Genomic DNA, 24,188 nt, shown 5'->3' with positions numbered 1-24,188 from the left:
AGCAGTTGCATATGAAAAAGATTGTGCTTCCCTTGATTGGTGGGGTTTTCTTTTTGTCCTTTTTAGCTTGCGAAGAGGATTTGGTTACCCTGGGTGAAGGAGTAATTGGGGGTGAACCCTTTGAAACGGATAAGGCAGTTTTTGACGTTTTTGCCTATAATAAGAAGATTGAGGCGGTACAGACCAATAAGTTGCCCATTTACCAGCTGGGAAACTACAACGATCCTATTTATGGGAAGACCACGGCAAGCGTTACTTCACAGGTATCCCTGGCAGGAGGCAACAGCCCTTTATTCGGGAGCTTTACACAGGCTACCGAAGATACTGCCGATACGGATGACACTGATAATATCATAGACGAAAACGAAACCGTTACCGGTGTTACTTTCTACATTCCCTACCTCCAAAACACCAATGCGGATCGCGATCAGGACGGTGTTCCCAATGTTTTTGATGCTGATCCTGACGATCCCAACAGTGATACTGATGGAGATGGATTGACTGACAACCAGGAGAGGGCAGCAGGGCTTAATCCACTAAGCAATGATACCGATGGAGACGGAATACCGGATGGTGAGGATGAGGAAACCATAGCCAACGCTTTTCCGAGAAGGGTAGACCTGGACAGTATTTATGGTGACATTTCCACGCCGTTTAATCTTAAAATTGAACGATCTACCTATTTTCTTCGTGACCTGGATCCTGATGCCGGATTCTTGGAAGCCCAGGAATATTATTCTTCCCAGGAATTTTCACCAGCATTTGTTTCAGATGTACTGTTTGAAGGTCAGGTGCAAATAAGCGATGAGGAATACATTACATTTCAGGAAGATGATCCCGAGACAACGGATGTAGATGAATCCGAACTGGTAGACCAGCGTCTCCAACCAGGGATACGTGTGGCTCTTGATCCCCAGTTTTTCCAGGAAAATATTATAGACAAGGAAGGGGCCTCCGAATTAGTAAGTAGCTCTACCTTTAATGAATTTTTAAGAGGATTACATTTTTCCATCGCCCCGGAAGACGACATAATGTTGCTGTTAAATTTTGCCGAAGCCACTATAACCATCGATTACGAGTACGATGTGCTCAGTGATGGAGTTATTAACAAGGAGGAGCGAAATTATGTACTGGGGCTGATAACCGGGGGAAGAAACTTTACAGCTATTAATGGTAATGCGGTAAATACCCTGCTTAACGAATCGTTTCCCCAGCCGATTTTAGATGAAATGGACACTGGCCTTAATGCCTCCCGAATTTACCTTAAAGGGGGCAGTGGCTCTTATGCGGAGATCAAGTTATTTGATGAAAACAACGGGGAGGATATTATCAATCAAATCAAAGCCAATAACTGGATAATCAACGAGGCCAATCTGGTTTTTTACGTAGACAGGGAAACCCTGGACAATGCCGGTGGTATTCCTGAACCTCCCAGGCTATATCTGTATAATGCGGAAACTAATGCACCCCTATTCGATGAAAGAACAGAATTTTCAGTTTCCCAATCGGCCTTTGGCCTATTTCTGATATACGACGGCTTCCTCGAGGAGGAGGATGACAAGGGAATTAAATATTCCGTGCGCATTACAGAATACATTAATGATATCATAGTTCGGGACTCTGCAAATGCTACGCTTGGACTTATGACGGTCCCGGATATCCGATTTACGGGCACTTCCAATGCTATCCTGCCTGGCGGGATAGAGAAGAGGATTCCGGTAAGCGGCAATATTACTCCTCTGGGTACCGTCCTTGTAGGAAGCAATGTGCCTGAAACTGACGATCGCAGGCTTAAACTGGAAATATTCTACACTGAAACCAACTAAGCTAGAGGCCCGTATACCAATCATAGAAGATTTTCGTTATCTGAACGATATATTGGTAGAGAATCTATTCAAATAGTAACTTTATCCTGTTTTTAATCTGAAATCATATGTGTGGCATAGTAGGTTACATTGGTCATAGGGATGCTTATCCCATAATTATCAAAGGGTTGCAAAGGCTGGAATACCGGGGTTACGACAGTGCCGGTATTGCGCTTTACGACGGGAATGAAATCAACCTGTCCAAAACCAAAGGCAAGGTTGAGGACCTCAAGAGTATTTCTGAGAATACCATTTCCCTCGCCGGTTACCTGGGGATTGGTCATACCCGATGGGCAACTCACGGAGTGCCTAATGATGTTAACTCCCACCCACACTATTCCAATTCCGGAGACCTTGTCATTATCCATAACGGGATTATTGAAAATTACGAATCCCTGAAAAAGGAGCTTATTAACAGGGGGTATAAGTTCGAATCCGATACCGATACCGAAGTCCTGGTTAACCTGATTGAAGAGGTTAAAAAACAGGAAGGCGTCAAATTGGGCAAGGCTGTGCAAATGGCCCTGAACCAGGTAGTGGGGGCATACGCTATTGCTGTATTTGACAAGAAAAAACCCGATGAAATCGTTGTCGCCAGATTGGGTAGCCCATTGGCTATTGGGGTAGGTGAAGGCGAATTTTTTATTGCCTCGGATGCCTCTCCATTTATTGAATTTACCAAAAACGCTCTTTATCTGGAGGATGGGGAAATGGCTGTGGTTCGCCTTGGTAAGGAAATCAAACTTCGCAAGATTAAGGATGATGCCATTACCTATCCTATGATACAGGAACTGCAAATGAACCTTGAGGAAATTGAAAAGGGTGGTTATGACCATTTTATGCTCAAGGAAATATACGAGCAACCACGGGCTATAAAGGATACCTACAGGGGAAGGATGCTGGTAAACGAAGGAATTATTAAAATGTCTGGTCTGGACCAGCATATGGAGAAATTCCTCAATGCTAACCGGATCATTATTGTAGCCTGCGGAACCTCCTGGCATGCTGGCCTTGTAGCCGAATATATTTTTGAGGACCTAGCGAGGATTCCTGTAGAGGTGGAGTACGCTTCCGAATTCCGTTACCGGAATCCTGTGATTACTGAAAACGATGTGGTTATAGCCATTTCTCAGTCCGGGGAAACAGCAGATACCCTGGCAGCAATAAAACTGGCCAAGGAGAATGGAGCCTTTGTTTTTGGGGTATGCAATGTTGTAGGTTCTTCCATAGCGAGAGAAACACACGCCGGAGCTTATACCCATGCCGGTCCTGAAATTGGAGTAGCCTCAACCAAGGCCTTCACCACTCAGATTACTGTACTTACATTAGTCGCCCTAAAGCTGGCTAAAGAAAAAGGGGAACTTTCCGAAGATCAGTTCCACCAGCATTTGATAGAACTGGAGGGAATTCCCGCCAAGGTGGAAAAGACACTTGAAGGCAACCCACTGGTCGAAATTATTGCCGAAGACTACAAAGATTCGGATAACTGCCTGTACCTGGGCAGGGGGTATAATTTCCCGGTTGCCCTTGAAGGTGCTCTGAAACTAAAGGAGATCAGTTATATCCATGCCGAGGGTTATCCTGCTGCAGAAATGAAGCACGGTCCTATTGCACTGATCGATGAGCAAATGCCTGTAATCGTTATTGCGACCCGAAAAGGCCATTACGAAAAGGTAGTAAGCAACATACAGGAAATCAAATCCAGAAAGGGTAAGATTATCGCAATTGTTACCGAAGGAGATGAACAGGTCCGCGATCTGGCGGACCACGTGATTGAGATTCCGGAAACTTTTGAAAGCCTGAGTCCGCTGCTGACTACCATTCCACTGCAGTTATTATCGTACCATATTGCTGTAATGCGCGGTTGTAACGTAGACCAGCCCAGGAACCTGGCCAAGTCTGTTACCGTAGAGTAGCAACTCACAAATAATACAGTTCCTATCTGATCGGAATTCAATGTTGGAGTCAGGTTCGCCTGAACCTGTACCTTTTTGGGTAATTGTCAAGTCCCAAATAATCAACCGCTTAAATTGTATTATTAGCGGCAATGCCCCCTACTTTTTGCGGATATGCGATTCTCATGGGAAAAAATGAGTATCTTGCAGGTTAAACTAAACTAATTAACTCGGTACACGAATGAAAAGAATGATTCTTGGAACCCTTTTATTCATGGGTTTCTTTGCGTATTCCCAGACGCAGATCGGCGGAACTGTTGTGGATAACGATACAGGTGAACTCCTTATTGGGGCCACTATACTCGTTGAAGGTACAACAACAGGAACAACTACCAATTTTGACGGACAATTCACCCTTTCAGCACCATCTGATCCCCCGTTCAACATCGTTGTTTCCTATACGGGCTATGCCACACGCACTATAGCCATTACGCAGGCAACGGATGATTTGAGGATTGGACTCACCTACAGCGCAACCAGTCTGGATGAGGTAGTGCTCGGGGCTTCACGTACACCTGAACGGGTTTTTGAATCTCCTGTTTCCATTGAACGCTTTGGAATCAAGGAAATAAAAAACACCACGGCAGCCACATTCTATGACGGACTGCAAAATTTAAAAGGAGTAGACATCAACACCAACAGTTTAACCTTCCAGTCTGTTAACACCCGTGGGTTTGCCACCTTTGCCAATACCCGTTTTATGCAGCTGGTAGACGGGATGGACAACACCGCTCCCGGTCTCAACTTCGTACTGGGTAACCTGGTAGGTATGTCCGAGCTGGAAGTTCAGAGTATTGAAATCCTGCCTGGGGCATCTTCTGCACTTTATGGAGCAGGCGCTTTTAACGGGATCCTGTTCATGAGGAGTAAAAGTCCGTTTGATTTCCAGGGGATTAGTGCCTATTTTAAGACAGGGATCACTTCCCAGGAAGCTGCGGGCGACAATAATTATTATGATTTTGGTGTACGTGCAGCACATGCTTTCAGCGACAAGCTGGCGATTAAGGCCAACTTCTCCTTCCTGAAAGGGGAAGACTGGCACGCCAACAGGACTGATGATCTATTCAATCCGGGGGCCGATCGCTCTGACCCTTCTTATAATGGACTCAACGTTTATGGGGACGACTTTACAATTCCGCTGAACTTTGATGAGCTGGCAGACCTGCCTTCTGGGACATTAGGTTCGGCTAATGTTTCACGTACAGGATATGATGAACGGGATTTGGTAAACTATGGTGCCGAAAGCGTAAAGACTGACTTTTCCCTGTATTACCGTCCTTTTGCCGATGATTTTGAGATCATTTACAACGGTCGTGTAGGTAGGGGGAATACCATTTACCAGGGGGCTAACCGCTATGCGGTACGTAATTTCATACTGCAGCAGCACAAGATTGAGATACGAAATGACAATTTTTTCGTTAGGGGATATATTACCTCTGAAAACTCAGGGGATTCCTATGACACCCGTTTTGCAGCCATTAACCTAAACCGGCAGTGGAAATCGGATACGGACTGGTTCGGTGACTATGCTGCTACATATATTGGAGCTCGCCTGGGGATTGGCACAGGGAATCCACTGGATGAGGCTACTGCCCATGCCCTGGCGCGACAGGCAGCCGATACTGGCCGATTGATACCGGGAACACCACAATTTCAAAGCGCTTTTAACCGCGTTATCAGTGATGGTGATTTAACCACGGGAGCTAAGTTTATTGATAACACCAAGTTCCGTCATATCGATGCGAATTATAACTTCAGCCACCTGACCGGTGACTTTATGGATATTCAGATCGGAGGTTCTTTCCGTGAATATGAGCTGAATTCGCAGGGAACTATTTTTACAGACATTGATGGCCCAATTACTTATAACGAGTACGGAGCCTATATGCAATTGCAGAAAAAATTAATGGATGAGCGCTTGAAGCTGACAGGCTCAGTGCGCTACGACAAGAATGAGTTCTTTGATGGGTTTTATTCCCCGAGGTTTTCGGCAGTCTACACTGCAGGAGAAAATAGGAAACAAAACTTCAGGTTCTCGGTCCAGCAGGGATTCAGAAACCCGACTACACAAGACCTTTTTATTGGGTTGGATGCGGGAGCGGCCGTACTTGTAGGGTCTGCACCGGACAACCTGTTACGTGATGTCAGGGATTGGCCGCTTTCAGAGTCAGGACGGATTATAACGGGAGGAACCACATCTACCATTGTGGGGATCGACGCCTATACCAACGCATTTTCACTGGCCTCAGTTCAGGCAGGTAACCCTCAGGCTCCGGTAAATCCCAATCCTTCAATTATAGAACTTGACGATGTTGAGTATGATCTTGATACACCCCTGGTGGAACCTGAGGAGATCACCGCTTATGAGGTGGGTTACCGGGCACAGTTTGGAAAAGTGGTTATTGACCTGAGTGCTTACTACAACAGGTATAAGAATTTTATCTCCCAGACCACTGTTCTGGTTCCCCTTTACGGTCAGGTTGGGGACAATTCCCTTTCATTGTTGGCACTTCAAAATGGGGACTTCAAGGCATACCAGACCTACACCAATGCCCTGGTGGATATCGATTCCTATGGGGCTACTATTGGAGTGGATGCAAAGATATTCGGGAATTACGACATTGGTGTTAACTACACCTATGCCGATCTTGATTTTGACCAGGCTGCATTCCCTGATTTCCGAACTAACTTCAACACTCCTAACCACAAGGTTAAGGCTTCCTTTGGAAATACAGCCCTGTTTGAAAACTTTGGCTTCAATATCAATTACCGCTGGAATGATACCTATTTCTGGCAGGCCAGTTTTGCAGACGGGCAGATACCTTCTTACAATATTGTGGATGCTCAGATCAACTATGCCGTGCCAAGCATCAAGTCTGTTTTCAAGGCAGGTGGATCTAACATTTTGGGACAGGAGTATTTCTCAGCAATTGGTACAGGGGCCGTAGGTTCTATTTTCTACGTATCCTGGGCTATAAACCCTTAAACCTTAGGATAAAGTATTTTGAAAGCACCGGTTTTCCGGTGCTTTTTTTATATGCAAAAAAAGAAGCCCAATCCATTCTGATTTCAGAAGGAATACCCTATCTTTGCAGCCGAAAAATGGACCTGGCGCTACGCGATTCCAGGTTAATCATCAAGCTTAAGAACCATTATAATTCAAATAAGAGCACAATGGCTAAAATCACAGGAAAAATTGCGCAGATTATCGGACCAGTAATCGATGTTGAATTCAAGTCCGGAGCCGACCTTCCTAAAATTTACGATTCCCTTGAAGTTACCAAATCAGATGGAAGCATACTGGTACTGGAAGTACAGTCTCACATTGGTGAAAATACGGTAAGAGCGGTATCCATGGACTCCACTGATGGTATGAGCAGGGGGATGGAAGCTGTAGCTACAGGAAATGCAATTCAAATGCCGGTTGGAGATGAGATTTACGGCCGACTGTTCAATGTGATTGGTGATGCCATCGATGGAATGGAAAACCTTCCTAAAGAAGGTAAGAACGGACTGCCAATTCACCGTGAAGCGCCTAAGTTTGAAGATCTATCCACTTCTACAGAAGTATTGTTTACCGGGATCAAGGTAATTGACCTTATCGAGCCATACGCCAAGGGTGGTAAGATTGGTCTGTTTGGTGGAGCAGGTGTAGGTAAAACTGTACTGATCCAGGAATTGATCAACAATATTGCAAAAGGACACGGTGGACTATCTGTATTTGCCGGTGTTGGGGAAAGGACAAGGGAAGGAAACGACCTGCTTCGTGAAATGCTGGAATCCGGCATTATCAAATATGGGGATGATTTCCTTCACTCTATGGAAGCCGGTGGTTGGGACCTGACTAAGGTCGATAAAAAAGCCATGAAAGAATCCAAGGCTACTTTCGTATTCGGACAGATGAATGAGCCTCCTGGAGCACGTGCCCGTGTGGCACTATCCGGACTTACCATTGCAGAATATTTCCGTGACGGTTCAGGTGACGGACAGGGTAAAGATGTACTGTTCTTTATTGACAATATTTTCCGGTTTACACAGGCAGGTTCTGAGGTATCTGCACTTCTGGGACGTATGCCTTCGGCGGTGGGTTACCAGCCAACACTGGCTACGGAAATGGGTGCCATGCAGGAACGAATTACCTCTACAAAACGAGGTTCCATTACTTCCGTACAGGCAGTATATGTACCTGCGGATGACTTGACGGACCCCGCCCCTGCAACAACGTTTGCCCACCTGGACGCAACCACGGTATTGTCAAGGAAAATCGCAGAGCTTGGTATCTATCCTGCGGTAGACCCGCTGGATTCTACCTCAAGGATCCTTGCTCCTGAAATATTGGGTAATGAGCACTACGATTGCGCCCAGCGCGTTAAAGAGTTGCTGCAGCGTTATAAAGAACTGCAGGACATTATCGCTATCCTCGGTATGGAAGAATTATCCGAGGAAGACAAGCTTGCGGTAGGTCGTGCAAGACGTGTTCAGCGTTTCCTCTCACAGCCATTCCATGTTGCAGAGCAGTTCACAGGTATACCCGGTGTACTGGTAGACATCAAGGATACCATCAAAGGCTTCAACATGATCATGGACGGAGAACTGGATCACCTTCCTGAATCTGCCTTCAACCTGAAAGGTACCATTGAAGAGGCTATCGAAGCTGGTGAGAAAATGCTGGCTGAAGTTTAAGTCTGAGAAAGGACCAATAAAAAGAAACTATGTATTTAGAAATTGTTTCACCCGAAGCAACCTTATTCTCAGGAGAAGTAAATTCTGTTACAGTACCTGGGGTTAATGGTGAGTTTCAAATGCTGGAGAATCACGCACCTATTGTTTCCTTACTGCAGGAAGGTCTCGTAAAGTTTGATGGCGATATAAAGCTTCACGAAGAATACGAGGCGAAGTTCAATAAAGATGGCAACGGAAAAACAACCCTGGCCATCAACAGCGGTACTGTTGAAATGAACGATAATAAAGTGATCGTACTCGCTGATTAAGGGAACATCACTCTAAAAATAAGGCCATACCTCAGGGTATGGCTTTTTTATTTTAAAACGATAAGGTGCCAGTAGCGACCACTGCTTTGGTACCGGCTGAGCTCCTTAAACCCTATCGAATAATGTGCCTTTAATGATCGTTGGTTTCTTTCGTCTACCTCGGTAATGATCTGCTGATATTCCTTTTGATAATATTCCAGCATTTTATGGTATAATCCCCGGAATATGCCTTGCTTTCTGTACGCTTTGTCAATACATATCTGCCCCATAATCAGATATGGTTCCCTGGAAGGAACCGCTTTTTCAATTTCCCGGAACATAGGCTTGAGGATGTCGATCTCCCTGCTGAAATCCGGGTGCATACTCAGGGCATAGCCAACTACATTATTTCCCGATTTGGCCAGTACATGGGGGCATCTATCATTCATTCTTCTTAGCAGGGCTAAAGAATGCACAACGGTCACAAATCCTTCTTGCCCGGATTCTACTTCAGAAAGCGCGGAAGGAAGATTGGCCTTTTGTAATTCCAGCACCTGCAATAACTCATCCTCGGAAGAAACTTTGGTATAACTAATGGGATACATGGCTACAGGGTTTGCTTATTTCAATTTACGAATTATATCGCCTATGCCTTACATTTGCTGCATGGATCATTTTCCGGGACGACTCAAGAAAAAATTGGACCAGCGGGAGGCAGATAATTCCCTCAGAAACCTCACATCTATGGAGGGCAAGATTGATTTCTGTTCCAATGATTACCTGGGATTTGCCCGTAATGAAGACCTGTTTGACCGCATATCGGAATATCTTAAAAAACATCAACTTAAAATCAATGGTTCTACCGGCTCCCGGCTTCTGTCAGGCAATTCAGCTTTATCTGAAGGTGTAGAGCAAATGCTTGCCGATTATTACCACGCCGAGGCAGCGCTTATATTTAACTCGGGATATGATGCGAATCTGGGTTTCTTTGGATCAGTTCCCCAGAAAGGAGACCTCATACTTTACGATGAGCTCAGTCATGCCAGCATCCGAGACGGGATCAGTATGTCCCATGCAAAAGCCTATAAGTTTCAGCACAATAATCTGCAAGACTTCGAAGCAAAGCTGGATATGATCCGGGCACGGATCGAAACCACCCCGGATAATGTGGTTTATGTGGTTACAGAATCTGTTTTCTCTATGGACGGGGATTCGCCCGATTTAGACGGAATGGTTACCCTATGCAGGCAATACGGGGCTAACTTAATTGTCGATGAGGCGCACGCCGTTGGAATCTTCGGGACAGCCGGAGCTGGTTTGCTGGAATCCCTGGGGCTACAGGATGAAGTTTTTGCACGGGTGGTAACTTTTGGAAAAGCACTGGGCACCCATGGAGCCGCTATTTTGGGTAGTAAGGACCTTGTAAGGTACCTCATCAATTTTGCGCGCAGCTTTGTCTATACTACCGCCCTGCCCCCACATAGCCTGGTTGCAATTCGGGAATCACATGGTCTTTTGAAGGAGAGTATCGGGCAGAAACAGGTCAGCTTATTGAAAAAGAATATCGCATACTTCAGGTCCCGCATTGAAGAATTGGGTTTTAAGGAGGCGTTTATTCAAAGTAATTCTGCTATTCAGTCGTGTATCCTTCCTGATAATCTGGTCGTAAAACAGGTTGCCAGGGATATTCAGGACAGGGGTATTGACGTCAGGCCAATTCTTGCCCCTACAGTGCCAAAGGGAAAGGAAAGAATTCGATTAATCCTGCATAGTTTTAATAAAAAAGATGAAATTGATGTCGTTTTAAAACTGCTCTATACACTATGGAAGAAAAGGTAAAGCAAGAGTTTTTTATTCTGGGCTCTTTCGAATATGCTGCCGATGTGCAGGTAATCAAATCAAAATTAGAATCCGAAGGGATTGCAGTATTTCTTAGGGATGAAAACATCCTCAACACGGATCCCCTGATAAGCAGTGCCATTGGAGGGGTTAAACTGGCTGTTTATAGTCGTGATAAGGAAAGGGCCCGAGAAATTTATAACGAGGTCAGGGCATACGCAATTGATGATAAGGGTGAACCCATTGTTTGCCCTAACTGCAAGGCAAATCGATCCGAAGTCTACTACAGCAGGAAATCCTTGTTGCACAAGCTTTTTCCCTTTTTGGAAGAAAAGAAATACAGATGCACTAAGTGCGGTATGATCACCAAGCCTATTTAAACAAATGGATATGAAGCGGATATTTGTAACAGGGACTTCCACGGAAGTAGGGAAGACAATTGCCTCTGCTATTTTGGTTGAAGCTTTGGAGGCCGACTACTGGAAGCCGGTACAGTCGGGTGATCTGGATTATTCCGACAGCCATAAAATAGCCAGGCTGATATCGAATACCAATACGGTTATTCACAAAAACAGCTATGCCTTAAACACACCTATGAGCCCCCATGCTGCAGCTGAAATAGATGGGGTGCAGATAGAACTGAAGGAAATAAGGGAACCTGAAACCACTAACCACCTGATTATTGAAGGCGCCGGAGGCCTTTTGGTTCCCCTGAACCAGGACGACACCATTGCGGATCTTATAAAGCCTCACTACCATGTTGTTGTTGTATCCAGGCATTACCTGGGCAGCATCAACCACACCTTGTTAACCATGGAGGCGTTAGAACGAAGAGGCATCAATGCCTCCCTGATTTTTAGCGGAGAGGAACACCCTACCACAGAGCAGATAATTCTTAAAAAAACAGGAGCACGATTCCTGGGGCGTATCGGCGAAGAAGCGGAGTTTAACAGGGAGATGATTAAACGATATGCCAGACTGTTTGCCAAAAGCCTAGCGACTATCTGACCTGAGATAGATTTCTGCCCGGTCAATAGTATGGTGTAAGACGTAATGATCCTGTATATATTGTGACGTATAGGCGTTGGCCTGTTCCTGTTTCCTGTCGAATATGGGCTTATCCTTGCGTACTACTACAATCCCCGGCTTAAGGTCTTCCATAATGTATTTCAACTCTTCAAGGGCTGTTAGCCTGGGATTCTCAAAGTAGGGGAATAACTGGTCCCGGCAAAGGTTGCTGGGGTGGGTTGCAGCTTTGGTCAGGGGCGACTGGTTTAACTTCCAGTAGCCAATATGGTATTCAAAGAGGAGCACGCTTTTGTTGTCCAGGCCTTCTTTTTTCAGGTAATCGGGAACGCTTATACCCTCACCGTTAAAGTAGGTTCCGCGTTCTTTGTTATAAGCATAAACGGCGTAATACTCCTTGTAGCTTTCAACAGGCAGCAGGATAAGGAGCAAAACTGCGACAGGCCCGGCTTTCCAGTTTTGTATCCCTTCAATGCGGGCAACAACTGACCCTACAAACAGTAGTAATATCGGATAGATCTGAATCAGATAGTGCCCGTTGATCTTGCCTCCTTTGATAAATGAAAAGCACACCCCGGATAGAGCTATAAAAAGCAGTAGAACCCCGGGGTTTTTAAAATCTATTTTCTGTTTTCTCCAGGCGAACAGGAAGAAGGAAACAATAACAATTATAAATGGCAATATCTTTTCCGGGGCAAAGGGCTCAGCCCGTGTATATTCTAACGGGGCTAAGACAACAGAATTCCACCAGACATGTGCCGTACCTGAAAATATGTAAGGAAGAATTGTCAGCAATATGATAAGCATTATACCCAGACCAAACCACAAGCTATTGATAAACCCCCTAAGCCAGGTGTTTTTTCTTCCCATTGCAACGAAAAGGAATACCGCAATGAAAAGTGCAGCATAAGCCAGGTTAATCTTGGTCATGATAGCTAAGCCTGTAAGTAAACCTGCTAAAAAGACATTCATATTACTGCGACCCCGGACCAGAATTAACAGGGCTGGCATAAAAAACAGCATACTTAAATGCTCAGACATCACACCTTGCAGACTACCGAACAGGCTCAGTAACAATACTGTGCCCAGTGAGCAAAACACCGCTGTTTTCCGGCTAAAAACCTGCCTGCCAATTTCAAATGTAAAGAAGGCGGTCAGGGCTACCGCGACAACCCCGAATAAACGGATAGCAATAAAACTTTTCCCGAATAAAGAGATCAATCCGGCCATAAGGAAGTATATCAGGGGAGGCTTTAGATCCCACAGATGGGTATACGGCAAATATCCGTCTGCCAGGGCCTGTCCAACCAGGATAAAAGTGCTTTCGTCCCTGTCTATATAATCCCTGAAAAAAAAGGGAAACCGGACAAAAAAGCTCAGGAGAAACAGGATTAGAAGCATTACTTTGCCCGATAGCTTTTCGTAAATGGAAATAGGAGATGTCTTACCTTTGCTTTGCATGTTCTGGGATTGCCCGGAACGCAATATAGATAAATTGTATCATCTTTTTTAAAGTCCAGGAATTGCAGACGCATTTGTCAAAACGGGATCAGAAGCATATTTGGCACCCTCTTACCCAGCATAAATTATACCCGGAAATGCTCGGTATCAGCAGTGCTCAGGGAGCAATGATCCGGGACGAAAACGGAAATGAATATATAGATGCCATATCCTCATGGTACACCTGCGTATACGGGCATTGCAACCCGCAGATATTAAAAGCAGTGTCAAATCAGATGCAGGTGCTGGACCAGGTTGTGTTTAGCGGATTTACACATGAACCTGCTGTAGCATTATCAGAGGCGTTAATGGAGATATTGCCCCATAACCAGGAGAAATTGTTCTTCTCAGATAATGGGTCTACCGCCACGGAGATCGGGATTAAAATGGCCCTTCAATACCATTTTAATCGAGGTGAAAGGCGAAACGTCCTCCTGGCCTTCGAAGAAGGATTTCACGGTGATACCTTTGGTGCCATGTCTGTTTCGGGACTTTCTGTCTACAACGGTCCTTTTGAAGAGTTATTCCTTCAGGTTAAGCGCATTCCTGTGCCAACTGTGGAAAATATCGATGAGGTTGAGTCCTCCCTGAATACGCTTTTATCCTCAAATTCTGTGGCCGGATTTATTTATGAGCCACTTGTCCAGGGAGCTGCTGGAATGAAAATGCACGATGCCCGGGGATTGAACAGAATCCTCAAAATTCTCAAGGCCAATAATGTGGTTACGATTGCCGACGAAGTAATGACCGGATTTGGGAAAACCGGAAGTTTTTTTGCCTCAGACCACCTACAGGAGAAGCCGGATATTATTTGCCTGTCCAAGGCCCTAACCGCTGGTCTAATGCCGATGGCAGTTACTAGCTGCACAGCAGCAATTTATGATGCTTTCTACAGCGATGAAATTAGCAGGGGCTTTTTTCATGGACACACCTATACCGCCAACCCCCTGGCCTGTACGGCTGCCCTGACGGGGATCAAATTGCTGAGGTCCCGGGAAATGCAGGACAACATTCAGAGGATTATACAATCGCATAAGTCGTTTGACATGCAGCTACGGGAGAATCCTATGGTTCAGAACACCCGGCAGATTGGTGTAATCTATGCCTTTGAGCTGGCGATGGCTATGGAAAGGTACGGTAACCTGAGGGATATTCTTTTCAGACAATTCATGGACCGCGGGGTCTTCCTCAGGCCACTCGGCAATACGATTTACCTGCTACCTCCTTACGTAATTAAGGACGAACAATTGCAACACGTTTACCAGGTGATTCTCGGCATTCTGACTGAATACCAGCATTAACCCCGGGATTACAATGGAGTTTTAGTATTCAGGTTCAGGAGCTGTTGAGTCTGCTTGGGGGATGATGCAGATTAGCCTTACTTTTGCCTGAAAGTTTCTGATATGCTTTCCCAAAAAATAGGGATCACCGGTATTGCCAGTATTTCAGCTTTGGGGCATGACCCCAGGAAAGCCTGGAAACATTATTTGCAAACAAGTCACCTTGCAATTAAAAAGGAAATCGGAGGTCAGGAATATTGGGTGGCACCCCTGGAGGCCGACTCAGAAGATCAAATTCAATTAATCAGGGAAGAAAACAACCACTACAGGGGGCTGGACCGTTCCGTACTATTGGCCTTGTTGGTATCGCGATTAGCCGTGATAAATTCCGGATGGGAGGGGACAAGTTCCTTTGGAATAAATTTTGGCTCAAGTAGGGGAGCAACCGGTCTTTTTGAAAGATACCACAGGGATTTCCTTGAACGAAATAGTACGGCCACCAGAACTTCGCCCAATACCACACTTGGCAATATTTCCTCCTGGGTGGCCCATGATTTACAAATTCAGGGTCCGGAGATATCCCATTCCATCACCTGCTCCACGGCACTGCACGCCCTGCTCAATGGGATAGCCTGGTTACAAAGCGGAATGACCGATAAATTTTTAGTTGGTGGTTCCGAAGCGGCCCTTACGCCCTTTACCCTGGCGCAAATGAGCGCACTGAAAATATATTCTGAAGCCAACGGACAATACCCATGCCGTGCACTCGATCTTCAAAAGAGCACAAACTCCATGATACTGGGCGAAGGTGCAGGGGCTATTTGCCTTGAGGCCGATCCAGTTAAGGACCCCCTTGTTTATGTAGGAGGTGTTGGATATGCTACGGAGCCCCTGGAACACAGTGTTTCACTTTCTACAGATGCAAAATGCTTCCAGAGATCCATGAGTATGGCCCTGAACGGACTAAATCCGGGTGAGGTGGATGCTGTAGTCATGCATGCCCCGGGCACCATAAAGGGGGACCTCTCCGAGTACCGGGCAATTGAATCGGTTTTTAAGGATAAAATGCCAGCCCTGACCACCAATAAATGGAAGATTGGGCACACCTTTGGCGCATCGGGTATATTGAGTTTGGAAATGGGTATAATGATGATGATGCATCAGCAATTTATACCTGTACCATTTGTGGATAACAAATACCCCGAAAAGCTTAACAATATACTGGTTAATGCAGTGGGATTTGGGGGGAATGCAGTGAGTATACTTTTGCAGCTACCTTTTTGACGTCTTTATAATTGAGGGCTTACCATTAATTTTGATTTCATATATTGGTTAATGAAATAGAGAAGACCTATTTTTGAACCATAACAAAACCTATTAATTGTGGAAAGACACAACTGGACCAAGGAAGAAATACTGGAGATTTACAATAAACCGCTGATGGAACTTCTTTATGAGGCTGCTACGGTACACAGGTTGCATCATGATCCTAATACGGTCCAGGTTTCTACCCTGCTTTCCATAAAGACAGGGGGTTGCCCTGAGGACTGTGGTTATTGTCCGCAGGCAGCCCGTTACCATACCGATATAGAGGGAAATGACCTCATGTCTGTGCAACAAGTCAAAGCACAGGCGCTGCGGGCTAAAGCTTCAGGCAGTTCCCGCGTGTGCATGGGTGCCGCATGGAGAAATGTTAAGGATGGCCCTGAGTTTGACCAGGTGCTGGAAATGGTACGTACTATCAATAAACTGGATATGGAGGTTTGCTGCACCCTGGGGATGCTTACTGAGAATCAGGCCCAGCGACTTGCAGAGGCCGGTTTGTATGCCTATAACCACAACCTGGATACCTCTGAGGATTACTATAAGGACGTGATCTCTACCCGCGCATTCGAAGACAGGTTGCAAACCATAGATAACGTTAGAAAATCGAACGTAACGGTATGCAGCGGGGGGATTATCGGAATGGGCGAACGCCTGGAAGATCGGGCTGGCATGCTGGTTGCCCTTTCTACCCTGAACCCTCAGCCGGAATCTGTTCCCATAAACGCACTTGTGGCCGTTGAAGGTACACCTATGGAAGATATGGAACCCATCCCGATATGGGATATGATACGCATGGTTGCAACTACCCGTATAGTAATGCCAAAAACACAGGTAAGATTATCTGCAGGACGCACTGATATGAGCAGGGAAGGTCAGGCTATGTGTTTCTTCGCAGGAGCCAATTCCATCTTTGCGGGGGATAAACTACTCACTACACCTAATCCGGATGTTAATGAAGATATGGAGATGTTCCGCCTGCTTGGTTTGCAGCCTCAGAAGGCTTTCAAAAAAGCCCCTCAACCTGTGACTGTGGAAGAGGAAGATTCGAGTATTGCCCCTATGGGCGAAAACCCTAAATGGACCAGGCCAGGGCATAAGATTGAACGAAACGAGGCAGCAAGACGGCGTTCAAAAGCCTGATATGAGGTAAGCCGCACCCTTATCATAAAATATCAGACAGGGATTTTTTATACCTTTGGAGCTTATAAAAACCCGAATATCTGTGAACCTGCAGGACATCCCAAGGCGAAAAAATCTCACTCCGGAAGCGTTTCAAAAGGAGTTTTTCAGGCCGCAAAAACCAGTGGTCTTAGAAGGGCTTATGGCCAACTGGCCCGCCTACAGCAAATGGAACCTGGATTATATGAGACGTGTTGCAGGAGACAAGGATGTTCCTCTGTATGACGATCGTCCGGTTCAACACGAGGATGGATTCAACGAGCCCCATGCCAGGATGAAGATGGCAGATTATATTGACCTGCTTAAAAGGGGGCCTACCAGGTATCGCATTTTCCTGTGGAACATTCTTAAAGAAGTGCCCGACTTACAGAAGGACTTTGATTTCCCCGAACTCGGGATTAAACTGATGAAAGGCTTGCCTATGTTGTTTTTCGGAGGAGAGGATTCCTACACTTTTATGCATTACGACATTGACCTGGCCAATATTTTTCATTTCCATTTCGACGGTGAGAAAGAGTGCATCCTTTTTCCGCAAACAGAGAACAGACTGCTGTATAAGATCCCACATTCCCTGATTACCCATGAAAGCATTGATTTTTCCAATCCGGATTACAGGTTATGGCCGGCGCTGAAACATGTAAACGGTTATAAAACCAGCCTTAACCATGGTGATGCCGTTTATATCCCGGAGGGCTACTGGCATTACATGAGGTATATAACCCCGGGGATTTCAATGAGCCTGAGGGGTATACCGCGCAATCCCAGAAACCTGTGCAAAGCCATTTATAACATTGCCGTTATGAGGTATTTTGACAACGCGATGCGAAGGTTGAAAGGACAGAAGTGGATCGACTGGAAAAATGAACAGGCAATCAGCAAAACAGATCGCTACCTCAGGGAATTCTATAGAAAAAGTGCCTGAAATTGCAATCAGTCCAGCAGCTCACGGATTTTATCATAAACCAACTCGTTTTCCCACCCCCGATATAGCAAATAAGAACTGAGTTTCTGCTTTTTTTCCAATGCTGTACATTGGGTTAGAGTCTCGAGTCTTTTTAATGCAAGATCATCCAGCACTTCCCTGTATTCCTGATCTGTGATTTGCTTTAATGATTTTTTAATAGCTAACTGAGATATTTCCCTTTGCCTGAGCTCCCTAATAATCCTCAATTTACCCCATTTCTTGATCCTGAATTTGCCCCGGGCAAAGCTGTCTGCAAAACGCTGTTCGTTCAGGAAATCGTGTTCGATCAGGTATGCCATGATGTGGTCAATAGCTTCCGGGATCATTTTCATCTCCCTGAGTTTTTGTCGGACCTCCTGATGGCACCGGTCCTGGTAGGCACAGTAGCGCCCCATTTTTTTCAGGGCCTCTTCTAAGGTGTAGGATTTTCCTTGACGCTTCATGTAATGACTGTACACAAGGGTGATCTCCTATTCTGAACTGATCTCCAGTGTAATTTCAGTTTCTTTAGTACTAAAAACAGTAAGGCCATCACGTTCCTCCTGCGTGACGTCTGCACCGGATACTTCATATTGGGCCTTCGAATTTTTTGGGGGAATCAATTCCAGGGTCCAGCCTTTTTGATCCTGTTTAACCTGTATTCGGGTTACCCCTGCTTTTTTAGAATATGATACGGAAACAGAATTATCTGCCACACGAACATTTTCAAGGCTTGCATTATCCCAGGAAGAAGGCATTTGAGGTTGCACAACAATTTTCTTTTCGGGAGCATTGGGCTGTATCCCAAAGAATTGTTGAACAATGGGAATAGCAAATGCATATATATTCCATGCCTGAGTAATCATCCCGTAATCTGGCGATACCTCATACATGCTTCCTGGCAGGGCATAGCTGAATGTGCGGGCCATGCGATTCAGGTAATTCAGCGCCTGATCAGGCCTGCCGTAGTTGTTTTCGGCTACCGCCTGTACGCCTGTGGGCAGCGTCATCACGGCACCAGTGTACGAAAATACCTTGCTACCCCGAAAGGATCCGTCATCAGAACCTGCAGAGGCATCACGATCGATCCCGGTAACAAAAACCCCGAATGGATTGACAAAAGTCTCAGCTGTACCCAGTGCCTTAATGGCTTTATCCTCATCGGCTATTTTCATTTCCATGGGAGTATTGACCACCCAGTTATGGTGCAGAACAAAAGGACGTGGTTCACTGGAGGGATTTTCACGAATCTTTTTTGCAGTTTGTTTTAGCTCTTCCACCGCCCAGGGTTTGTCCAGTGTATCTGCCCGTATAATGGCATCATCAATTAGGTGCAGGGCTTGTTCATCCGTTCCTATAAAGTCGGCAAAGGAATTGAATTCCTCCGACCAGAATTCATCGTTGATCTTTGCTTTTAAAGCTGCAGCCATTTCCTGGTATTCCAAAGCCTGGACTTCTTCTCCCATAGCTAACGCCATTTTTGAGGCATCTGCAAATGCCCTTTGCGTGTAGGTAGCCACATCGATCATCTCACTATCCAGGCCATGTATTTCCATCATACCAAAACCATCGGGAAACAGGTTTTGGTTCTCGTCATTGGTTTCCATCAACCAGGCTAGTCCTTTTTTAACCGTTGGGTAGTACTTCTTCAAAAACTCCTCATCACCATTCCAGAGATAAATTTCCCAGATTAACGAGGCAAACTGCGGGGTTTCATTGATGTTCCCGGGGTTAAATACGGTACCGTTGGTAGACATTTCATGGATGATCCTGCCGTTTCCATTGACGGCGTTGGATACACTGTCCAGGAGTTTAATGGTTTGATGGACCACATTGGTTTGTCCAATAGCCATATACCCCCGTAAGGCATATTCGCTGTCTACTCCAAACCACCAGGGATAATCCGGTATACCTGCAGTTATCGCGGTTCCGATTTCTGGAACCGTTCGGATAAGCCAGTCACAATTGTATTTCAGCCATTCAAAAGTTTGCTGTAATCTGGGATCTGGTACCTTGAGTTTGGAATTAGCCGCCAGTTTTTCATAACGTTTTTTCTTGGCCTCAAGCAGGCTGAGTTTATTTTGCTGTAAGGTTGTGTAGGTACCAATGGCTGCGTCTTTCGATCTATAAGAGCCGGCAATGGTGAAGGTTACTGAGGAAGTGGTTCCCGCTGGGATTTCAAGGGAATACCCCAAGGATCCTGCACTTCCCATACCCGCGAAGGTAGTTTTTGCCTTCATATGGGAATTAGGTGGGGGATCGGCACCAAAAATAACAAACCAGGGGTTGTCTTCATCCTTGAAAATCCAGGCTCCTAAAGCCTCATCAAATTCACCTTGATCCCGGGAATCGTTCATTCCTGTGCGCTCACCAAGCCATACCGGCCTCAAATCAGAATACCCCGTAAAGGTAAGTTCAAGGGTTCTTGCATTTGCAGAATTATTTTGAAGATGGTATTCTACAATGACACCTTCATGACTATCCGGCACAAACTGTGATCTGATTAGCTGTAACTCTGATTCCGGAAGCCTGTATAGGTGTTCATTGGCAAAGGGGTAGTTCACAAAACTATCGGCCTTATCCAGTAAAATGGACTCTCCTTCCTCAGCAAGGGATAACTCAAACCCATCCATCAATTTGATAGGGTGATCCCAGATACCGCCCATTTCTCCCTGTACATGCCATCCTATTTCCGGGAAACTGCCGTCCTGATGCCCTACCATATAAACCCTGTCTCCTGCATTCACATAGGGTGAATTGAGGTAAGATTCTTTACCGGTGATAGATGGCGCACCGTCCAGCGCATCAGTAAATAGTTGTGATTCTTGTGTGCCTGTGCAGGAAACGAGTAGTAAAACCAAAAAGAGAATAGAGAGGAATGAATTTTTCACAGGATAGAATTTAAACGAATTTAAAAAATATGGACCAATTTGAGCATCTCTTGCACGCATGGCGAAGGCAAAAAAAAAGCGGCCCCAATGCAATTGGAGCCGCTTCTGTTAGGTAATGGTTTTCCCTTCTTTATCCATAAAACGGTATTCTAGATAAGTGTAGGCATCCCTGGGTTGGATTTTGATCCATTTTTGGTGTTCCATAAACCATTTGGAACGGATGGACGGAAATCCTTTTGTAAGGTATGCCGCAATAAACGGATGTGTATTCAGGACAAGCGCTTTGTTCTTGTTCCGACCCTTCAAAATCTTTTCAAGGTCTACATTAATCTTATCAATGAGTACAATTGGAGCCTCTACTTCTCCTCCCCTGCCACTTGGATTTTCTTCCGTGGTCTTGATATTTACTTCGGGTCTTACGCGTTGTCTGGTAATTTGTACCAGCCCGAATTTACTTGGGGGCAGAATTTTATGTTTGGCCCTGTCATCCTTCATCTCATCCCTGAGGAAATTGTACAATTTCCTTCTGTTTTCCGATCGTACCATATCGATGAAATCGACCACTATGATACCTCCCATATCCCTCAATCTCAATTGACGGGCAATTTCAGAGGCAGCGAGTAAATTAACCTCAAGGGCAGTATCTTCCTGATTTTTGGCCTTGTTAGAACGGTTACCACTATTCACGTCAATTACGTGAAGTGCTTCGGTATGTTCAATTACCAGGTAAGCACCTTTACTCATGGAAGCCGTTTTGCCGAACGAAGTTTTGATCTGGCGTTCGATTCCGAATTTTTCGAAAATGGGCGTAGAAGATGAATACAGTTTTACTATGGATTCCTTAGAGGGGGCAATTTCCTGAACGTAATCTTTGATCTGGTTATAAAGCGTTTCGTCATCCACATAGATACCGCTAAAGGTATCGTTAAACACATCCCTCAGGATGGAAGAGGCCCGGTTAAGTTCAACCAGGACCTTGGATGGTGTGGGCGCTTTATACAATTTCTTACACATTGCTGTCCATTTGTTCAGCAAGTTTTGCAAATCCTTGTCTAGTTCCGCGACTTTTTTGCCTTCGGCAACTGTTCTAATGATTACCCCAAATCCTTTTGGTTTGATACTTTTTACAAGACGTTTCAACCGGTCCTTTTCTTCATTGCTCCCAATTTTCTGGGAAACGGAGACGCGGTCCGAAAACGGTACCATAACCAAATAACGGCCGGCAAGGGAAAGTTCTGAACTTATCCTTGGGCCTTTGGTGGATATAGGCTCTTTAACAATTTGCACTAAAAGGGACTGATTCGCTTTAACAGCGTCATTTATGCTGCCATGCTTATCAATATCTTTTTCAAATGGAAAATTTTTAAGGGTATACTCTTTGAGTTTACCAGTACTTACTCCTTTGATGAACTTGAGCATTGAAGCCAGCTGTGGCCCCAGGTCATGATAATGCAGAAAGGCATCTTTTTCATATCCCACATTGACAAAAGCGGCGTTAAGCCCCGTAACGGGCTTCCTGATTTTGGCCAGGAATATATCGCCTACATTGAATTTGTTATCGTCAATGTCTTTGTGAAGTTCTATGAGTTTTCCATCTTTTAGTAAGGCAAAATCGACGGCATTAGAATCGGATCTTACGATTAATTCTCTTTTCACCTGTTTCAATTTAGTTTTTCCCGGAATGGGAAAAGTGATTATACAATAGTTATTACAGGTTGTGAAAACCCGCCGAAATCCTATTAACTGGAATTCTTATGTCAATGAACGTAATAAAACGAAGAAGTAGTTTAAAACTACTTCTTCTTGTGTCGGTTAGCTCTCCTGCGTTTCTTACGCTTGTGAGTAGCTACCTTATGTCTTTTTCTTTTTTTACCACTCGGCATGAAGTTCTACTTTAATGGTGTTATTATTTTACTTGCACGTTACTTTTTACTCCTTCAACAAAAACCTTGGCCGGCTTGAATGCAGGAATGTTATGTGCGGGGATTTTAATGGTTGTATTTTTTGAGATATTCCTGCCGGTTTTCTCTGCCCTTGTCTTCACGATAAAACTACCGAAGCCTCTCAGGTAAACATTATCTCCATTTTCAAGGGAAGATTTCACTTCTTCCATGAAAGATTCTACAGTTGCTTGCACATCTCCTTTTTCCATTCCCAGTTTCTCTGAGATCCTAGATACAATATCTGCTTTAGTCATTTTAGTTATATAGTTTATATACGTTTTTCAGGCTTGCAAATATATAAATTAAATTCTTTCTTTCCGGTAAAGTGCTAATTTTAAGTGCATAATCCTTTACATTTGCTCCTTTACTGAAACCCCATGTCTTTTTCTCGTAAAATTCTGGATTGGTACGAGGAGCACAAACGTCCTCTTCCGTGGAGACAAACTTCTGACCCGTACAAGATTTGGCTGTCGGAAATCCTCCTGCAACAAACTCGGGTGGCTCAGGGCCTGCCGTACTACGAGAAATTTATCACCCATTTTCCTACGGTATATGATCTTGCGAGGGCCGATGAAGAAACTGTTTTGAAATTATGGCAGGGCCTGGGATATTATTCCAGGGCCCGGAACCTTCATGCCACGGCCAGAACAATTGCTGAAGATTACGAAGGGCGCTTCCCTGATAACCACAGGGATTTGATGCGTTTAAAAGGCATTGGGGATTACACGGCAAGTGCTATTGCTTCCATTAGCTTTGGCAGGCCCGAACCTGTAGTTGACGGTAACGTATATCGCGTTTTGGCCCGATATTTTGGGGTTGAGTTAGCCATAGACAGCCCAAAAGGGGTTAAGTATTTTAAGGAACTGGCCCGTGAGGTCATGGACATGGAGCATATTCGCGACTATAACCAGGGGCTAATGGAATTTGGGGCTTTGCACTGTAAGCCAAAGAATCCGGAATGTGAAACCTGCCCGCTTAATAACAGCTGCCATGCACTTCAAAAAGGACAAGTAAGTACGCTGCCGGTCAAGGGTAACAAGACCAGGGTGCGGGAACGATTTTTGAATTACCTTTTTGTCAGGGACCCATTGAATCGAACCTTATTCAGGAAACGGGAAGGACGTGGAATATGGCAAAACCTGTATGAATTTCCTTTTGTGGAAGCAGACAGGGAAATTGAGAAAGCGGCCTTGCAAAAGGAAGTTGCCATCTCAATAGGAGATTTCAGGGTGAAAGATTTGGTACGCATCAACAATAACAAGATTATACATAAACTATCGCACCAGCATTTACATGTCAATTTCTGGATGGTCCCTGTAGACAGGGAATTGCCTGAGGGTATACCAGTAGGTTCATTAAAGGAGTATCCCGTTCCGGTTTTGATCGCAGATTTTATTGAAAAATATCTGGTAAATAGCAATGCCCTGGAAAATGCCTAGGAGCAACAAATTTTCGTATTTTTGATTTAATA

At 45.0% G+C, this 24,188-nt stretch carries 19 protein-coding genes; 13 read left to right on the top strand and 6 right to left on the bottom strand.

All coding sequences use genetic code 11. From position 1 onward, the window contains the following. Nucleotides 1-11: 11 nt before the first annotated feature. The 5 genes from OO016_RS01665 (at nt 12) to OO016_RS01645 (ending at nt 8,811) form a co-directional block, all read left to right on the top strand. Entirely contained in the window at nt 12-1,826 is a 1,815-nt protein-coding gene (locus tag OO016_RS01665; RefSeq protein ID WP_266010289.1) for a DUF4270 domain-containing protein, read from the top strand. A gap of 107 nt (nt 1,827-1,933) precedes the next feature. Continuing rightward, a complete protein-coding gene (gene glmS, locus OO016_RS01660) occupies nt 1,934-3,781 on the top strand; it encodes a glutamine--fructose-6-phosphate transaminase (isomerizing) (protein WP_266010288.1) in 1,848 nt (615 codons plus the stop codon). A 220-nt stretch (nt 3,782-4,001) separates the two neighbouring features. Further along, nucleotides 4,002-6,806 (top strand): TonB-dependent receptor, encoded by a 2,805-nt coding sequence (locus tag OO016_RS01655; RefSeq protein WP_266010287.1) that lies wholly within the window; start codon nt 4,002-4,004, stop codon nt 6,804-6,806. 188 nt (nt 6,807-6,994) lie between these two features. Beyond that, nucleotides 6,995-8,503 (top strand): F0F1 ATP synthase subunit beta, encoded by a 1,509-nt coding sequence (gene atpD, locus OO016_RS01650; RefSeq protein WP_266010286.1) that lies wholly within the window; start codon nt 6,995-6,997, stop codon nt 8,501-8,503. 29 nt (nt 8,504-8,532) lie between these two features. Beyond that, on the top strand, nt 8,533-8,811 hold the full coding sequence (locus tag OO016_RS01645) for a F0F1 ATP synthase subunit delta/epsilon (RefSeq protein WP_266010285.1): 279 nt from the start codon (nt 8,533-8,535) through the stop codon (nt 8,809-8,811). A gap of 47 nt (nt 8,812-8,858) precedes the next feature. Here OO016_RS01645 and OO016_RS01640 read toward each other — a convergent pair whose 3' ends face one another. Then, entirely contained in the window at nt 8,859-9,395 is a 537-nt protein-coding gene (locus OO016_RS01640) for a GNAT family N-acetyltransferase (protein ID WP_266010284.1), read from the bottom strand. 43 nt (nt 9,396-9,438) lie between these two features. Between OO016_RS01640 and OO016_RS01635 the strand changes: the two genes are divergently transcribed. From OO016_RS01635 to bioD, 3 genes are read left to right on the top strand one after another with little or no spacing between them, the layout of a single operon-like run. Beyond that, a complete protein-coding gene (locus tag OO016_RS01635) occupies nt 9,439-10,629 on the top strand; it encodes an aminotransferase class I/II-fold pyridoxal phosphate-dependent enzyme (protein ID WP_266010283.1) in 1,191 nt (396 codons plus the stop codon). After that, nucleotides 10,614-11,009, top strand: coding sequence for a putative signal transducing protein (locus OO016_RS01630; RefSeq protein ID WP_266010282.1), 396 nt, complete (start codon nt 10,614-10,616; stop codon nt 11,007-11,009). Before OO016_RS01635 ends, OO016_RS01630 begins: the two co-directional genes overlap by 16 nt. Before the next feature lie 10 nt (nt 11,010-11,019). Then, the gene (gene bioD, locus OO016_RS01625) at nt 11,020-11,637 is read left to right on the top strand and encodes a dethiobiotin synthase (RefSeq protein ID WP_266010281.1); all 618 of its coding nucleotides are present in this window, start codon (nt 11,020-11,022) and stop codon (nt 11,635-11,637) included. Here the strand turns inward: bioD and OO016_RS01620 are convergent. Then, nucleotides 11,623-13,116, bottom strand: coding sequence for an ArnT family glycosyltransferase (locus OO016_RS01620; RefSeq protein WP_266010280.1), 1,494 nt, complete (start codon nt 13,114-13,116; stop codon nt 11,623-11,625). The genes bioD and OO016_RS01620 overlap by 15 nt on opposite strands. A 62-nt stretch (nt 13,117-13,178) precedes the next feature. Here OO016_RS01620 and bioA point away from each other — a divergent pair, with 62 nt between their 5' ends. The 4 genes from bioA to OO016_RS01600 all read left to right on the top strand — a co-directional run bounded on the left by bioA (nt 13,179) and on the right by OO016_RS01600 (nt 17,862). Then, nucleotides 13,179-14,456: an adenosylmethionine--8-amino-7-oxononanoate transaminase gene (gene bioA, locus OO016_RS01615; RefSeq protein ID WP_266010279.1), complete on the top strand. Its 1,278-nt coding sequence runs from the start codon at nt 13,179-13,181 to the stop codon at nt 14,454-14,456. Nucleotides 14,457-14,558: 102 nt separating this feature from the next. Continuing rightward, a complete protein-coding gene (locus tag OO016_RS01610) occupies nt 14,559-15,719 on the top strand; it encodes a beta-ketoacyl synthase N-terminal-like domain-containing protein (RefSeq protein WP_266010278.1) in 1,161 nt (386 codons plus the stop codon). A gap of 96 nt (nt 15,720-15,815) precedes the next feature. Continuing rightward, nucleotides 15,816-16,901 (top strand): biotin synthase BioB, encoded by a 1,086-nt coding sequence (gene bioB / locus OO016_RS01605; RefSeq protein WP_266011916.1) that lies wholly within the window; start codon nt 15,816-15,818, stop codon nt 16,899-16,901. Between the two features lie 76 nt (nt 16,902-16,977). Beyond that, the gene (locus tag OO016_RS01600) at nt 16,978-17,862 is read left to right on the top strand and encodes a cupin-like domain-containing protein (protein ID WP_266011915.1); all 885 of its coding nucleotides are present in this window, start codon (nt 16,978-16,980) and stop codon (nt 17,860-17,862) included. Nucleotides 17,863-17,870: 8 nt separating this feature from the next. On the opposite strand, the gene OO016_RS01595 is transcribed toward OO016_RS01600, so the two are convergent. The 4 genes from OO016_RS01595 to OO016_RS01580 all read right to left on the bottom strand — a co-directional run bounded on the left by OO016_RS01595 (nt 17,871) and on the right by OO016_RS01580 (nt 22,971). Continuing rightward, nucleotides 17,871-18,347, bottom strand: a complete 477-nt coding sequence (locus tag OO016_RS01595) for a regulatory protein RecX (protein ID WP_266010277.1) — start codon at nt 18,345-18,347, stop codon at nt 17,871-17,873. Between the two features lie 27 nt (nt 18,348-18,374). Next, a complete protein-coding gene (locus OO016_RS01590; RefSeq protein WP_266010276.1) occupies nt 18,375-20,774 on the bottom strand; it encodes an alpha-L-rhamnosidase-related protein in 2,400 nt (799 codons plus the stop codon). Between the two features lie 108 nt (nt 20,775-20,882). Continuing rightward, nucleotides 20,883-22,430, bottom strand: coding sequence for an Rne/Rng family ribonuclease (locus OO016_RS01585; RefSeq protein ID WP_266010275.1), 1,548 nt, complete (start codon nt 22,428-22,430; stop codon nt 20,883-20,885). Nucleotides 22,431-22,680: 250 nt separating this feature from the next. After that, nucleotides 22,681-22,971 carry an HU family DNA-binding protein gene (locus OO016_RS01580; RefSeq protein WP_266010274.1) on the bottom strand — a complete coding sequence of 97 codons (291 nt, stop codon included), beginning with the start codon at nt 22,969-22,971 and terminating at the stop codon, nt 22,681-22,683. 123 nt (nt 22,972-23,094) lie between these two features. Between OO016_RS01580 and mutY the strand changes: the two genes are divergently transcribed. Next, the gene (gene mutY / locus OO016_RS01575) at nt 23,095-24,156 is read left to right on the top strand and encodes an A/G-specific adenine glycosylase (protein ID WP_266010273.1); all 1,062 of its coding nucleotides are present in this window, start codon (nt 23,095-23,097) and stop codon (nt 24,154-24,156) included. Nucleotides 24,157-24,188: the final 32 nt, after the last annotated feature.

The sequence above is a fragment of the Lentiprolixibacter aurantiacus genome, from assembly GCF_026241225.1.
Taxonomy (GTDB): Bacteria; Bacteroidota; Bacteroidia; order Flavobacteriales; family Flavobacteriaceae; genus Lentiprolixibacter; species Lentiprolixibacter aurantiacus.
Note: the sequence above shows the minus strand (reverse complement) of the source record. Positions and strands in the feature narration are given on the sequence as shown.

Bases quoted from the DNA above. Each gene is read 5' to 3' on its own strand.
- bioD (WP_266010281.1), top strand. From the start codon at position 11,020: ATGAAGCGGATATTTGTAACAGGGACTTCCACGGAAGTAGGGAAGACA.
- OO016_RS01635 (WP_266010283.1), top strand. From the start codon at position 9,439: ATGCCTTACATTTGCTGCATGGATCATTTTCCGGGACGACTCAAGAAA.
- OO016_RS01580 (WP_266010274.1), bottom strand. From the start codon at position 22,971: ATGACTAAAGCAGATATTGTATCTAGGATCTCAGAGAAACTGGGAATG.
- OO016_RS01640 (WP_266010284.1), bottom strand. From the start codon at position 9,395: ATGTATCCCATTAGTTATACCAAAGTTTCTTCCGAGGATGAGTTATTG.
- OO016_RS01595 (WP_266010277.1), bottom strand. From the start codon at position 18,347: ATGAAGCGTCAAGGAAAATCCTACACCTTAGAAGAGGCCCTGAAAAAA.
- OO016_RS01610 (WP_266010278.1), top strand. From the start codon at position 14,559: ATGCTTTCCCAAAAAATAGGGATCACCGGTATTGCCAGTATTTCAGCT.
- glmS (WP_266010288.1), top strand. From the start codon at position 1,934: ATGTGTGGCATAGTAGGTTACATTGGTCATAGGGATGCTTATCCCATA.
- OO016_RS01665 (WP_266010289.1), top strand. From the start codon at position 12: ATGAAAAAGATTGTGCTTCCCTTGATTGGTGGGGTTTTCTTTTTGTCC.
- OO016_RS01630 (WP_266010282.1), top strand. From the start codon at position 10,614: ATGGAAGAAAAGGTAAAGCAAGAGTTTTTTATTCTGGGCTCTTTCGAA.
- atpD (WP_266010286.1), top strand. From the start codon at position 6,995: ATGGCTAAAATCACAGGAAAAATTGCGCAGATTATCGGACCAGTAATC.
- OO016_RS01645 (WP_266010285.1), top strand. From the start codon at position 8,533: ATGTATTTAGAAATTGTTTCACCCGAAGCAACCTTATTCTCAGGAGAA.
- OO016_RS01655 (WP_266010287.1), top strand. From the start codon at position 4,002: ATGAAAAGAATGATTCTTGGAACCCTTTTATTCATGGGTTTCTTTGCG.
- OO016_RS01620 (WP_266010280.1), bottom strand. From the start codon at position 13,116: ATGCAAAGCAAAGGTAAGACATCTCCTATTTCCATTTACGAAAAGCTA.
- mutY (WP_266010273.1), top strand. From the start codon at position 23,095: ATGTCTTTTTCTCGTAAAATTCTGGATTGGTACGAGGAGCACAAACGT.